9 protein-coding genes and 1 tRNA gene are annotated in these 13,612 nt (G+C 67.0%); 4 read left to right on the top strand and 6 right to left on the bottom strand.

Annotation, left to right across the window (positions count from 1 at the left end; genetic code table 11):
• Nucleotides 1-96: 96 nt before the first annotated feature.
• The 4 genes from aroC to panC all read right to left on the bottom strand — a co-directional run bounded on the left by aroC (nucleotide 97) and on the right by panC (nucleotide 5,249).
• The gene (gene aroC / locus ACQRAG_RS06550; protein WP_168935339.1) at nucleotides 97-1,194 is read right to left on the bottom strand and encodes a chorismate synthase; all 1,098 of its coding nucleotides are present in this window, start codon (nucleotides 1,192-1,194) and stop codon (nucleotides 97-99) included.
• Between the two features lies 1 nt (nucleotide 1,195).
• On the bottom strand, nucleotides 1,196-2,596 hold the full coding sequence (locus ACQRAG_RS06545) for a Na+/H+ antiporter NhaC family protein (protein WP_418237055.1): 1,401 nt from the start codon (nucleotides 2,594-2,596) through the stop codon (nucleotides 1,196-1,198).
• 477 nt (nucleotides 2,597-3,073) lie between these two features.
• Complete coding sequence (gene metK, locus ACQRAG_RS06540; protein WP_168935341.1) at nucleotides 3,074-4,246, bottom strand: methionine adenosyltransferase; 1,173 nt, start codon at nucleotides 4,244-4,246, stop codon at nucleotides 3,074-3,076.
• 154 nt (nucleotides 4,247-4,400) lie between these two features.
• Nucleotides 4,401-5,249, bottom strand: a complete 849-nt coding sequence (gene panC, locus ACQRAG_RS06535; RefSeq protein ID WP_168935342.1) for a pantoate--beta-alanine ligase — start codon at nucleotides 5,247-5,249, stop codon at nucleotides 4,401-4,403.
• A 171-nt stretch (nucleotides 5,250-5,420) separates the two neighbouring features.
• Between panC and ACQRAG_RS06530 the strand changes: the two genes are divergently transcribed.
• The 3 genes from ACQRAG_RS06530 (at nucleotide 5,421) to ACQRAG_RS06520 (ending at nucleotide 10,022) form a co-directional block, all read left to right on the top strand.
• A complete protein-coding gene (locus tag ACQRAG_RS06530) occupies nucleotides 5,421-6,005 on the top strand; it encodes a hypothetical protein (RefSeq protein WP_168935343.1) in 585 nt (194 codons plus the stop codon).
• Nucleotides 6,006-6,201: 196 nt separating this feature from the next.
• Complete coding sequence (gene rimO, locus ACQRAG_RS06525; RefSeq protein ID WP_427803818.1) at nucleotides 6,202-7,518, top strand: 30S ribosomal protein S12 methylthiotransferase RimO; 1,317 nt, start codon at nucleotides 6,202-6,204, stop codon at nucleotides 7,516-7,518.
• Between the two features lie 137 nt (nucleotides 7,519-7,655).
• On the top strand, nucleotides 7,656-10,022 hold the full coding sequence (locus tag ACQRAG_RS06520) for an AMP-binding protein (protein WP_427803808.1): 2,367 nt from the start codon (nucleotides 7,656-7,658) through the stop codon (nucleotides 10,020-10,022).
• Between the two features lie 179 nt (nucleotides 10,023-10,201).
• Here the strand turns inward: ACQRAG_RS06520 and ACQRAG_RS06515 are convergent, their stop codons facing one another.
• Complete coding sequence (locus ACQRAG_RS06515; RefSeq protein ID WP_427803817.1) at nucleotides 10,202-10,888, bottom strand: metal-dependent hydrolase; 687 nt, start codon at nucleotides 10,886-10,888, stop codon at nucleotides 10,202-10,204.
• Nucleotides 10,889-11,103: 215 nt separating this feature from the next.
• On the opposite strand from ACQRAG_RS06515, the gene ACQRAG_RS06510 reads away from it, so the two are divergent.
• Nucleotides 11,104-11,180, top strand: a tRNA-Arg gene (locus ACQRAG_RS06510).
• A gap of 198 nt (nucleotides 11,181-11,378) precedes the next feature.
• On the opposite strand, the gene ACQRAG_RS06505 is transcribed toward ACQRAG_RS06510, so the two are convergent.
• Nucleotides 11,379-13,589 (bottom strand): hypothetical protein, encoded by a 2,211-nt coding sequence (locus tag ACQRAG_RS06505; protein WP_427803807.1) that lies wholly within the window; start codon nucleotides 13,587-13,589, stop codon nucleotides 11,379-11,381.
• Nucleotides 13,590-13,612 lie beyond the last annotated feature (23 nt).

The following is a 13,612-nucleotide window of genomic DNA, read 5'->3' as shown; positions in this document are numbered from 1 at the left end:
CCAGGAGAGCGGTTTTTGGAGGGATGGGGGAGTTCGAGGGGAAGGGAGACCTTTTTACCGCAGGAAAAAGGGCCCCTTCCCCCTCAACAAACACTGCTAAAACCAGTCCACGCCGTCGGGCACGGGCAGGACGGCCATGCGCTCCTGCAGCAGCAGGGCGTCGGCCAGCACCAGGGCGGTCATGGCCGTGAGCACGGGCACGATGCGCGGGATGGCCGCCAGGTCGTGACGGCCGCCGATGAGCACGCTGGCGGGCTGGTCGTGGACGTCGATGGTCTGCTGTTCCTGCGCGATGGAGGCGATGGGTTTGACGCCCACGCGCAGCACGATGTCCTGGCCGCTGGAGATGCCGCCCAGGATGCCGCCCGCATGGTTGCTGGCAAAGCGGCCGCCGGGCAGCATGGGATCGTTGTTCTGCGAGCCGGTGAGGCGCGCGGCGGCAAAGCCCTCGCCCACTTCCACGGCCTTGACCGCGCCCACGCCCATAAGGGCGTAGGCCAGCCGGGCGTCCAGCTTGTCGAAGCAGGGCTCGCCCAGACCGGCGGGCACGTTGCGGGCCACCACCTGCACCACGCCGCCCAGGGTGTCCCCGGCGGCACGGGCCGCGGCGACGCGCTCTTCCCAGAGCGGGACCACGCTGTCGGCGGCGGCGAAGAAGGGACGGCTCAGGGCCGCGTCCGGATCGCACGCTTCGGGGGGAACGGCGATGCCGCCCAGCTCCACGGCCCCGGCCACGATCCGGATGCCGCGTGTGGCCAGCAGCTTTTTGGCGATGGCCCCGGCCGCCACACGGGCCACGGTCTCGCGCCCGGAGGAGCGGCCGCCGCCGCGGTAGTCGCGGATGCCGTGGAACTTTTTGAAAAAGCCCCAGTCCGCGTGCCCGGGCCGGAAGACCTGGGCCAGGTTGCCGTAATCGCGGGAGCGCTGGTCCTCGTTGGCGATGTGGAAAGCGATGGGCGTGCCGGTGGTCAGGCCCTGGAACACGCCGGAAAGGATGCGGACGGTATCGGATTCCTTGCGTTTGGTGGCCGTGGCGCCCTGTCCGGGCTTGCGCAGGTCCAGCTCGCGCTGCAGGTCTTCCTCGCTCAGGGGCAGGCCTGCGGGGCAGCCGTCCAGCACGCCGCCCAGACCGGGCCCATGGGATTCGCCGTACGAGGTGAGGCGCAGGATGCGCCCAAAGGAATTGCCTGCCATATCACGCCTCCGTGCTGCGGGCCTTGATGCGGGGCAGGCCCAGGATGATGGCCAGGATGCCGGCCACGGCCAGCAGCATGCAGTACCAGTTGTTGATGGTGATCTCCAGCGGCGAGATCTTGGCCAGGGAACCGGCCAGCAGCAGCTGGGCGGCCCAGGGGATCAGGCCCTGGAAGACGCAGGAAAAGATGTCCAGAAGGCTGGCGCTGCGGCGCGGGTCGATGCCGTTCTTGAGGGCGATCTCGCGGGCCAGGCCGCCGGTGAGGATGATGGCCACGGTGTTGTTGGCCGTGCAGATGTCGGCCAGGCTGGCCAGCAGGGCGATGCAGGATTCCCCCACCCGCGAGGAGCCCTTGCCGCCGCTTTTCCCGGCCAGGCGGCGGGCCAGGCCGTCCACGCGGGCCAGCAGCCAGGCGATGCCGCCGTGGTAGCGGATGAGCTCGCCCAGGCCGCCGATGAGCATGGACAGGACCATGATCTCGTTCATGCCGGTGAAGCCCTTGTAGATGTCCTGCCCCCAGCGGAGCAGGCTGTAGGGCACGATCTGGCCGTCCGCGCCGGGGATGCCGCAGAACAGGCCTACCAGACCGCTGAGCAGAATGCCCGTGGCCAGGACGATGAAGGCGTTGAGCCCGGTCAGGGCCAGCACCAGCACGGCGATGTAGGGCAGGACGCGGATCAGCTCGAAGTCGTGCAGGGTCACTTCGGTACCGCCCGAGGCCGAGAACCAGAGCAGGGCCACGGTGAGCAGGGCGGCGGGCAGGACGATGAGGAAGTTCATGCGGAACTTGTCGCCCATCTCGCAGCCCTGGGTGCGGGTGGCGGCGATGGTGGTGTCCGAGATCATGGACAGGTTGTCGCCGAACATGGCCCCGCCCAGCACCACGCCCATGAGCACGGGCACTTCGATGCTGGTCTGGGCGGCCACGCCCAGGGCGATGGGCGTGATGGCGGCCACGGTGCCCATGCTGGTGCCCATGGCCGTGGACACGAAGGCGCCGATGAGGAACAGGCCGGGCAGGATGAAGGCCGGCGGCACCAGCGAAAGGCCGAAGTTCACCGTGGCATTCACGCTGCCGATGGCCGTGGCCGTGGCGGCAAAACCGCCCGCCAGCAGGTAGATCATGCACATGGTGATGATGTTGATCTCGCCCACACCGGTGAGGAAGATGGTGATCTTTTTGGACAGGCGGGCCCGGCCCTGAATCAGGGCCAGGGCGATGGCGGGCAGGATGGCCACCGTGGCGGAGAGCTGGTAGAAGGCCATGTCCACACCGGCCAGGCTCAGGCTGACGCCCGTACCGATGAAGATGAGCAAAAAGAGCAGCAGGGGCAGGATGGCGGCAAAGGAGGCCGGCGCCTCCTGCTGTTCCTGCGGGGCCGTGTAGGTTTGCGGGTTCATGATGCCTCGGCACGCGGAAAGGTGGATGGGATGGCGGCAGGCCCGCGGGCCCCGCCGGTCTTGCGGGTCAGTGGCTGTGCCGCGCGCCGGGCGCGGCGGCGGATGTCACGGCATCCGTAATCGCTCAATGTACTTAATCCGCACAGGGCTTGCAAGTTGCAGGCCGGACGCGAGCGCCCGGGGGGAGCCCGGTATCCTGGCCGGGGCGGGTGCCCTGCGGCATGGCAGCGGCCGAAGGCGGAGCCGGTACGAGGTCTGACCCATCCCGGACCTGCAGGAGGATCGGCAGGGGAGCCCGCAAACGCCGGTGCCTGCTGTCGGTGGCGAGGATGCCGGGGAGGGGCCGTTCCCTCTCCTTTGCGGTCATCGCGGCGGCCGCCCGCAGGAATGGCCGTCCGCGGGGAGGGCGGGAGCCGGGCGGCGGATACGAAAAAGGCCGGGGAAAGCCCCGGCCTTCAACAGGATCAGTCGTGCGGACTAGACCTTGGCGGCGGTGCGCAGGTCGGCCACGGCGTCGGTCTTTTCCCAGGTGAACTCGGGCAGCTCGCGGCCGAAGTGGCCGTAGCAGGAGGTCTTGGAGTAGATGGGACGCTTGAGGTCCAGACGCTTGGTGATGAAGTAGGGGCGCATGTCGAAGACTTCACGCACGGCCTTGGTCAGCACTTCGTCGGGGATCTCGCTGGTGCCCTGGGAGGAGACCAGCACGCTCACCGGATCGGCCACGCCGATGCAGTAGGCGATCTGGACTTCGCACACCGGGGCCAGACCGGCGGCCACCACGTTCTTGGCGATGTAGCGGCCCATGTAGGCGCCGGAACGGTCCACCTTGGAGGGGTCCTTGCCGGAGAAGGCGCCGCCGCCGTGATGGCCGCTGCCGCCGTAGGTGTCCTGGATGATCTTGCGGCCGGTGAGGCCGCAGTCGCCCATGGGACCGCCCACCACGAAACGGCCGGTGGTGTTGATGAAGATCTCGCAGTCCTTTTCATCGAAGTAGCCGGAGGGCTCCAGCACGGGGCGGATCACGTGCTTCTTCACGGCTTCGATGATGTCGGCCTGGGAGGCGGAAGCGGCGTGCTGGGTGGAGACCACCACGTTGTTGATGCGCACGGGCTTGCCGTCCAGGTATTCGAAGGAGACCTGGGTCTTGCCGTCAGGACGGAAGAAGGGCACGGTGCCGTCCTTGCGCACCTTGGTCAGCTGCTGGGAGAGCTGGTGGGCCCAGAAGATGGGGGCGGGCATGAGGGTGGGGGTCTCGTTGCAGGCAAAGCCGAACATCATGCCCTGGTCACCGGCGCCCTGGTCTTCGGGAGCGGCGCGCAGCACGCCCTGGGCGATGTCGGGGGACTGGTGGTCGATGGAGGAGATCACGGCGCAGGTGTCGGCGTCGAAGCCCATGTCGGAGCTGGTGTAGCCGATCTCGCGGATGGTCTCGCGCACCACGTGGGGCAGGTCGGCATAGCCCGTGGTGGTGATCTCGCCGGCGATGACCGCCATGCCGGTGGTCACCAGGGTCTCGCAGGCCACATGGGCGTTGGGGTCCTGGGCCAGCAGGGTGTCCAGGACGGCGTCGGAGATCTGGTCCGCCACTTTGTCGGGATGGCCTTCGGTCACGGACTCGGAGGTGAAGAAATATTTGCCCTTGGTTTGCATTGGTCTGTTCTCCATGGTTCAGTATGGCCCGCGGCCGTTGCCGGACCGCAGGTCGCCTGCACCGCCCGTGCGGGCGGCCGGGCAGGCATGGGGAAGCCGGGCCGGGACATCAGCCCCGGTCCGGCCCCTGCCGAAAAAACATATGGCCTGTCCGCTAGTCCCTGAGCAGGATATTGTCGATCAGGCGGGCCTTGCCCATGCGGATGGCACAGGCCATGAGGGCCGGGCCATCCACGGTGTCCAGGGGCTCCATGGACACCGGGTCCACCACGCTGAGGTAGTCCAGACGGCCCAGGGTCAGGTGGTCCGCCCAGGTGCAGAGGGCGGCCTCACGCAGGATCTTGGCGTGGGTCTGTCCCTTCTGGGCCATGTCGCGGGCCAGCTGCAGGCCGCGATGGATCCAGGGGGCCTGGCGGCGTTCTTCCTCGGTGAGGTAGACGTTGCGGGAGGAGAGGGCCAGGCCGTCTTCCTCACGCACGATGGGACAGGTCTCGATGCGCACCGGCACGTTGAGGTCGCGCACCATGCGGCGCAGGATGGCCTGCTGCTGCCAGTCCTTCTGGCCGAAGACGGCCACGTCGGCCTGGGTGATCATGAACAGCTTCAGCACCACCGTGCAGACACCGCGAAAATGGGTCGGCCGGCTCAGGCCGCACATGATGCGGGAAAGGTCCGGCACTTCCACCCAGGTGGCGTGGTCTTCCGCATACATGGACGCGGGTTCGGGGATGAAGATGGCGTCCGCGCCGTGGGCGGCGGCGATCTGCGTATCGCGCTCGATGTCGCGCGGATAGGCGGAAAGGTCTTCATTGGGGCCGAACTGGGTGGGGTTGACGAAAAGGCTGACCACAAGACGCTTGGCAAGGCCGCGGCCCTGGTCCATGAGCGCCTCGTGACCGGCATGGTAATAGCCCATGGTGGGCACAAGGGCGATGTCCTCGCCGGCCGCGTGCCAGGAGCGGCACTGGGCCGCCAGATCTTGGGGATTGGTGAATATCTGCATATCAAGGTATGGTGATATAGTTAGTGGGGATTCCCTTATACCTGCTGCGGCAGGCCTTGTAAAGCCGCAAAAGCCCCGCAGCCGGGCCGGGGAGAAAAAACTTCTGTGCTGTCCGGCGTTTCCGGTTGCCTTGCCCGTGGGGAACAGGCATAACAGCATGCGGAGGTTCGTATGCTCAAACCTTTTTTCCAGGGGAAACTGGATACGTTTTGTGCCATCTATGCCGTGCTCAACGCCCTGCGCCTGACCCACGGCATCCAGACGCTCAAGGCGCGCGACATCCTCAACGAGACCCTGCTTTCCCTGGCCGGGAAGCCCGGTGCCCTACGGGCCGTGCTGGAGCAGGACACGGACTACATGCAGCTGGTGGACGACATGATCCAGGCCCGCCAGCAGCGCTACCCCCTGCTGGTGGAAAAGCCCTTTGCCGAAGGCGAGGCCGTTTCGCCCGACGCCCTGTGGGAGGCCTGCCGCGAGTGGCTGGCACCGGGCGAGGGCCGCTGCATCCTGTTCCGCTTTTTGCGGCATTTGACGCCCGAGACGCCGCCCATGAACCGGCACTGGACCTGTGCCGACCGCATGGACGGGGACCTGCTGCATCTTTTCGACTGCAGCCACGAGGACGAAGCCGTGACGCTGATCCCGCGCGAGAGCTTCGTGACCCGCAGCGCCGACGTGCAGCGGGAACGCCTGCTGGTCATCCAGCCCAACAGCCTGCGCTTTTTGGCCCTGCCGTGGCGCGTCCACGCCTTCTAGCCCGACATCTTTCCGTTCCGCCCCGTTCCTGCGGGGCGGTCCCGCACGGCGGCGCCTCTGCCGCCGGACACAGCCTATCCCGTTGCCTGCGCAACCATATCGCGCAATTTGTGATGACAAAAAAAACAGAGACGGATAGGCTATCTCCATGACTGTCCATTCCTTTTCTTCCGCAGCCGGAGCGGCCGCGCCCCTGATGCGCGCCCGTGTGTCCGGCTCTTTGCCGGTGTGGTCCCTGAGCCTGGGCTGTCCCAAGAACCGTGTGGATACCGAGCATCTGCTGGGCTCGCTGGGCATGCCCGTGCACAGCGTGGAACACATGGGCCGGGCACGTCTGGTCTTCATCAATACCTGCGGCTTCATCGAGCCTGCCGTACGCGAGTCCATCCGCTCCATCCTCGATGCCGTGGAGCGTCTGGGCCGCTGCAAGCGCCGCCCCCTGCTGGCCGTGGCCGGCTGTATGGTGGGGCGCTACGGCGTCAAGGATCTGGCCGCCGACCTGCCCGAGGTGGACCTGTGGCTGCCCACCGACGAGCTGGAAAACTGGCCCGCCATGGTGCGCGAGGCCCTGGGCCTGCCCGCGGCTCCCGCCGCGCCGGGCCGCCTGCTCTCCACGGGCCCGTCCTATGCCTGGCTCAAGGTGGGCGAAGGCTGCCGCCACAAGTGCGCCTTCTGCACCATCCCGTCCATCCGGGGCCCGCTGCGCTCCGTGCCTGCGGCCGACCTGCGCGAGGAGGCCCGCGGCCTGCTGGCCGGCGGGGTGCGCGAACTGGTCCTGGTGGCCCAGGACCTGACCTCGTGGGGCAGCGACTTCGACACGCCCCAAAGCCTGCCCCACCTGCTGGACGAGCTGCTGCCCTTGGATCGCCTGACCTGGCTGCGTCTGCTCTACCTTTATCCCAGCGGCGTCACGCCCGAACTGTTGCGCTACATGCGCGAGGCCGGGCCGCAGCTGCTGCCGTACTTCGACATCCCCCTGCAGCACGCCCATCCCGAGGTGCTGACCCGCATGGGCCGCCCCTTCGCCAATGATCCCCGCCGCGTGGTGGACCGCGTGCGCGAGGCCCTGCCCGAGGCCGCCCTGCGCACCACCTTCATCGTGGGCTATCCCGGCGAGACCGAGGAGCATTTCCAGGCCCTGTGCCGCTTTGTGGAAGAGACGCGCTTCCGCCATCTGGGCGTCTTCGCCTATCAGGCCGAGGAAGGCACGCCCGCGGCGGCCATGCCCGACCAGGTGCCCATGGAAGTGCGCGAGGAACGCCGCGCCACGCTCATGGAGATCCAGGCCGAGATCAGCGAGCGGCAGTTGCAGGAAGCGGTGGGCCAGACCATGCCGGTGCTGGTGGATGCGCCGCATGACGAATGGCCGGGCCTGCATGTGGGCCGCGTCTGGTTCCAGGCGCCCGAGGTGGACGGCATCACCTACGTGAGCGGCCTGGGCGTGGCCCCCGGCGCGCTGGTGCAGGGCGACATCGTGGAGAGCAGCACCTACGACCTGACCGCCCTGGCCTGATCCTTTTCTCGATAGTGTTCGACAGGGGCGCTTCGGCGCCCCTCCTGATGACGGCCCCCGGTCTCCGGGCCGGGGGATGACAACGCGTGTGCCGTGAGGCCGCGCCCAACCCTTGCAGCATGCATCTGGAGCAGCGCATGACTACCCCTTCGCAGACGGAAACGGCCCGCCCCCTGGACGGCGCCATGGAAAATATCCTGGACGACGGTCAACGCCCCGGCTGGTGGCGGCATTTTGCGGGTCACGAGGACACGGAATGCGTCATCCGGCCCATGCATCTGGCCTCGTTGCTGGACAGGGCCGCCAGGACGCACGGCAACCGTCTGGCCATCCGTTTCCAGAATTTCCAGATGACCTACAGCCGTCTGCACGAAGCGGCGGAACGCTTTGCCGAGGCCCTGCGCCTGCGCGGCGTCAAGCCCGGCCAGCGGGTGGCCGTCATGCTGCCCAACATCCCGCAGACCGTCATCGCCTTCTGGGGCATCATGAAGGCCGGGGCCGTGGCCGTGATGACCAACCCGCTCTATATGGAAAAGGAGCTGCTGCATCATTTCAATGATGCCGGGGCCGAGGTGCTGGTGACCCTGGACCTGCTCTGGGCCAAGCTGGAGCCCCTGCGCGACCGCCTGCCCCTGCGTCTGACCGTGGTCACGAACATCTCGGACGGTCTGGCCTTCCCGCTCAACTGGCTGTATCGCATCAAGGCCCGCCGTCAGGGCCAGGTGCCGCAGGTGCCCTACGGGCAGGAAGTGCTGCGCTGGAAAGATTTCATCAAGGTCCGCGGCCGCTTCAGCGTGCCCACCGACGAGGACCCCGGTGACGCCCTGGCCCTGCTCCAGTACACGGGCGGCACCTCCGGCCAGCCCAAGGGCGCCATGCTGGGCCATGCCTGCATCTCGGCCCAGATGCAGCAGCTGCTGGCCATCCTCCATATGGACTGGGAAAACTGCAAGCCCATGTCCTTCCTGAGCATCATGCCTTTCTTCCACGTCTTCGGCCTGGTGGGCAACATCATCCTGCCCACGGCCCTGGCGGCCACCACCATCCCGGTGCCGCGCTACACGCCCGCCGACCTGCTGCGGACCATCGCCCGCTTCCGTCCCACCTTCTTCGTGGGCGCGCCTTCGGTCTACATGTCGCTCATGCAGCAGAAGGACATCAAGAAATACGACCTCACTTGTATCGAGATCTGCGTCTCCGGTTCGGCGCCGTTCCCCACCGAGGCCCTGCGCCGCTGGGTGAGCATGACCCACGCCAGCATCACCGAAGGTTTCGGCCTGACCGAGGCCTCGCCCTGCGTCACGGCCAACCCGCTGGACGGCCCGCAGAAGGAAGGCTCCATCGGCGTGGCCTTCCCGCATACCGAGATCCGCATCGTGGACATCAACGACAGCAACCATGTCCTGGGCCCCAATGAGGAGGGCGAGATGCTGGTGCGCGGCCCGCAGGTCATGCAGGGCTACTGGAACCGTCCCGAAGAGACGGCCGCCACCCTGACCGACGGCTGGCTGCATACCGGCGACATCGCCTACTACGACGAAGATGGCTACTACTACATTGTGGACCGCAAGAAGGATCTGGTCATCGTGGGCGGTTACAACGTTTACCCCCGCGAAGTGGACGAGGTCCTGTACGAGCATCCCAAAGTGGCTGAGGCCGTGGCCGTGGGCGTCAAGCATCCCACCCGCGGTGAAGTGCTCAAGGCCTATGTGGTGCCCCGTCCCGGCGAGACCCTGACCACGGCCGAGCTGACGGCCCATTGCCGGGCGCGTCTGGCCAATTACAAGGTGCCCAAGTTCTTCGAGTTCCGCGAGGAACTGCCCAAGAGCCTCATCGGCAAGGTGCTGCGCCGCATCCTGCGTGACGAGGAGGCCGCGCGCGTGGCCCAGGGACAGGGGGACGAGGACCGTCTGCTGCCCACGCCGGACCAGCCCGCGGCCGCGCCCACCCGTGCCCAGGCCCTGGGCCAGCAGGCGGGCGAGCTTCTGGACGAGGCCCGGGAAAAGATGGACTCCCTGCGCGGCCAGGCCGGAGAGATGATGGAGGAAGCCCGTCAGAAAGCCGGTGAGCTGCGCCGCCAGAGCGGCGAAGTGGTGGGCGAGGCCCGCCAGAAGGCCGGGGAACTGCTGGACGAAGCTCGCGGCAAGGCCGGCGAGATGATGGAAGAAGCGCGCCAGAAGGCCGGCGAACTGCGTCGCCAGAGCGGCGAGATGGTGGACAAGGCCCGCGGCAAGGCGGGTGAACTGGGCCAGCAGGCGGGCGAGCTTCTGGACGAGGCCCGGGAAAAGATGGGTTCCCTGCGCGGCCAGGCCGGAGAGATGATGGAGGAAGCCCGTCAGAAGGCCGGTGAGCTGCGCCGCCAGGGCGGTGAAGTGGTGGACGGTGCCCGCCAGAAGGCCGGGGAACTGCTGCAGGAAGCTCGCGGCAAAGCCGGTGAGCTGGGCCAGCAGGCGGGCGAGCTGCTGGACAAGGCCCGCGGCAAGAGCGACGACGAGAAAAAGTAAAAAGCGATATGTCCGGGTGGGGCCGATACCCTGTTTAAGGGATTGGCCCGACTCCCGTTTTTTGAAAAAAGCGAAAAGCCCTTCCTGCCATGGCAGGAAGGGCTTTTTTGCTGATGGGTCGGGAAGCGTTCGGGGGAGGAGACATCGCTGATGCGCGGGCGGCTCTCCCTCAACAGACGTTAGATCTGCACGGACTGGCCGGGCAGCAGGTCGATGCAGGTACAGCCGGGAGCCACGCGGGCCAGTTCGGCCTTGAAGGCTTCCGTATCCTGGGCCAGCACCGGGAAGGTGCCCCAGTGCATGGGGATGACCTGTTTGCAGTCCAGCAGCTTGCAGGCCAGGGCCGCCTGGCGGGCGTCCATGGTGAAGACGCCGCCCATGGGCAGCAGGGCCACGTCGATGGAGTAGAGGCGGCCCCACAGTTCCATGCCCGCGAAGATGCAGGTATCGCCCGCATGGTAGATGTGCTTGCCGTCAGGCGTGCGGATGATGTAGCCCGCCGGGGAGCCCGACTCGCTGGAGTGATACGCCTGGGTCATGGTGAATTCGAAGCCCGCGTGGGCCACGGTACCGCCCATGTTGAAGCCGATGTAGTTGAGCAGCTGGGCCGAGGGCACACCGGCGGCCTCCAGCTTCTGGGCCGTGCCCACGATGGCGCCCAGCATGGCGCCGGTGTTCTTGCAAATGGCCACGGCATCGCCCACATGGTCGGCATGGTCATGGGTGACCAGTACCACGTCCACCGGGCCGATGGTCTCGGCCGTGGTACCGGAAGCGGGCGTCAGGAAGGGGTCCACGACGACATGCTTGTCGTCACAACTGATATTGAAGGCCGAATGGCCGTACCAGAGGATCTGGCTCATGATCGTTCTCCTTGTTGGGGGGCGCCCCAAAACGGGGAAAGAAAGTATAGCGCAAGACTAGGAGACTGTCACGAAAAGAAGCAGGCCTGCCGTGATGCCGGGCGGCGTCGCGCCCGGAAGAGGGGCACGGACCATTTTCGTGACTGAGGCGGTGCGCCCCGAAGCGGGCAGGAGCAGGGCTTGACAGCGGCACGCCCTTTGCCTAGAAAGACACGTGTGCGCCCGTAGCTCAGTCGGATAGAGCGTTGGCCTCCGGAGCCAAAGGCCGTGCGTTCGAATCGCGCCGGGCGCGCCACAGATTTCAAGCCCTCACGAGGAAAGCCTCGCGGGGGCTTTTTTTGTGCCTGTGGTCTGTGTCTTACAGGCAGGACAGGGCCTCTTTGCAGGAGTACCGCAGGCCGACGAAAAACGGGGCATCCGCCAAGCGGATGCCCCGTTCCGTTTTCAGGCGGGCAGTCGGTCAGCCCGGCGCGGAGGCGGCCGTTGGCCGCGGCTAGCCCTGCCGGGTGTTGAACAGCACGTCGAGATCCTCGATGCGGAATTGCAGCGGTTCCCGGCCATTGGGCAGCAGGAAGGAGGCTCTCGCGTTGATGCCGGAGGAGGCACGGGGGCCCATCTCCGCATCGATCTTCTGGAAGCAGAATTCGATATTGACGTGATACGAGCCGTCAGAGTGCCGGATGATCTCGATGGGCAGGCTGTTGGCGAGGGGCCGGGACTGGAGGGCAGCGATGCGCATGGTCTCGTTGGCGGTGGCCGGGTCGGCCATGAGGAGCATCAGGATATCGGCGCCGCTGGCCTGATGCAGCGGGCTGCAGATGCGTCCGGCCTCTTCGGCGGAGGGGAACATGGCGATGAGGGCGTCCAGCTCCCGTTCCATCTGTTGCGGCTCATGGGTAAATCTCCCGCCGCCGAACTTGTGCCCGCTGATGGTGATGCCGTTCCGGGCGAAGTCCTTGAGGAACTGGTCCGAGAAGTAGTTGCACTTGCGGATGAGTTCGGGAGAGGCCAGATCCTCTCTGGACAGGGCGGTGGCCCCGTTGCCCGGAGGGGAGGACAGGACGGTGGCATTGAGGCCGTCCTGCATCTTTTGCCGGGCGGCGGCCATGTCGAAGGCCTGACCTTCGGGCAGGGTCAGGCCCAGGCCCTGGGGCACGAACCGGCGCGCCTCGGCCATGCGCATCTGGCCAAGACCGGGAGCCCGGTCGAGGATGTCATAGAATTCGTCGCTTTCCGTAGCCTGGGCCAGGGTATCCAGGACGTTCATGAGCAGGAGTTCGTTGCGGGAACGCAGGCCTTCGTCGGCCTCCTGGGCAAGATCACGGCGCAGGACATGCAGGGGGGAGCCCCCGCCCAGGGCACGGCGGGCCGCGTAGTCGGCGTCCATACGGGCAGCGACGCGGGCGGCCAGCTCCGGCGGGACGGGCTGCTTTTCCTGTACGAGCTGCTGGAAGAGCTCATGTTCGTCCTTGCTCAGGGGCTCCAGATTGCCGAGGCCCAGCATCCTGCATGCGGCGCGGGCCGTCAGGATGCGGACCAGGCCGGCTTCCGGCCCGCCCTCGATGCCGGGACGCAGCATGCCGTCCGGCTGTGTGGTGGCGGCGTGCATGGTCTGGGCATAGGTATCGAAGTCCCTCTTCAGTCCGGCGGGGGTGGCCTCGGCCAGCGTCAGGGTGCGCAGGAACTGGCCCGTATCCAGTACGGCGTCGCATATGGCCTGCGCCATGGCCGCGTTCACGGGCTTGGGAGAGTGCAGGATCTCGTCCTGCAGGATGCGCTTGGCCTCCCGGGGCATGGCCCGGGCGTGTTCCACCGTGTCCAGGGCCGCCACGAAATTGTTGATGACCTTGTCGGCCACCGTGGAGGCTTCCGCCAGGGTGGGCTGGTGCATGTTGTTGCTGTCGTTCAGGCAGCGGGCGACGAGCTTGTCATGGATGGTCTGGACCAGGACATCGCGGGTGGCGGGACTGATGTCGCCAACGATGCCCCTGGCCTGCATGGCGGCGTCCAGACGGGCCATGAAGCCGTGGGGGCCTTCGCCGCTGACCTGCTCCGCCATGGCCGCGATGCCGGCCTTGGCTTCCCTCAGGGTCAGCATGCGGGCGCTCTCGCCAAGGGCATCCAGGCTTTCGGCCGGTGTCAGCGAATGGTCGGCGCGCCGGGCCCTGGCTTCCAGATCGCGCAGGGCGGTGTCCCGGTAGCCCCGGAGCTGTTCCGCCGTGGCCGGAGGCAGGCCGAAGCGCTGCCGCCGCGCGGCCGTCTGCGTTTCCAGATCCGAGGGCGAGCCGTCGGCATGGGGGGCGCAGAGCTTCTGGAACTGGTCCTGGGCGTTGATGAGCCGGGTCTCCAGACGGGCCTGGTCTTCCGTCGTCTTGATACGGATGACGTCCTGCAGCACCCGGGCCGCGTCACGTCCGCTCAAGGGACGGCCGGCAGCCAGCTTGCTTTCCAGGCTCTTCCGGGCGATGTCCGCGAAGCGGTCGCCCAGATCGTCGGTCTGCCGGATGGTATTAATGATCCCGGTCATGACGTCACGGTTGGCCTGGGCTGCCGTGTCGCTGTGGCGCGAGCGTATCCAGTTGGCGATGCGGCCTCCCAGCGAGGAGGTGGTGGGGACGGTATGTCCCTGGCGATCGATCCCCAGATGTTCCTTGCCGAACGCGCCCAGCCGTTGGGCGATGATGTTCAGGTCGTTGATCTTCATGGCGAATCCTTTCTGGCAGCAGC

The sequence above is a fragment of the Desulfovibrio sp. SGI.230 genome, from assembly GCF_050313065.1.
In the GTDB taxonomy this organism is placed as follows: Bacteria; Desulfobacterota; Desulfovibrionia; order Desulfovibrionales; family Desulfovibrionaceae; genus Desulfovibrio.
Note: the sequence above shows the minus strand (reverse complement) of the source record. Positions and strands in the feature narration are given on the sequence as shown.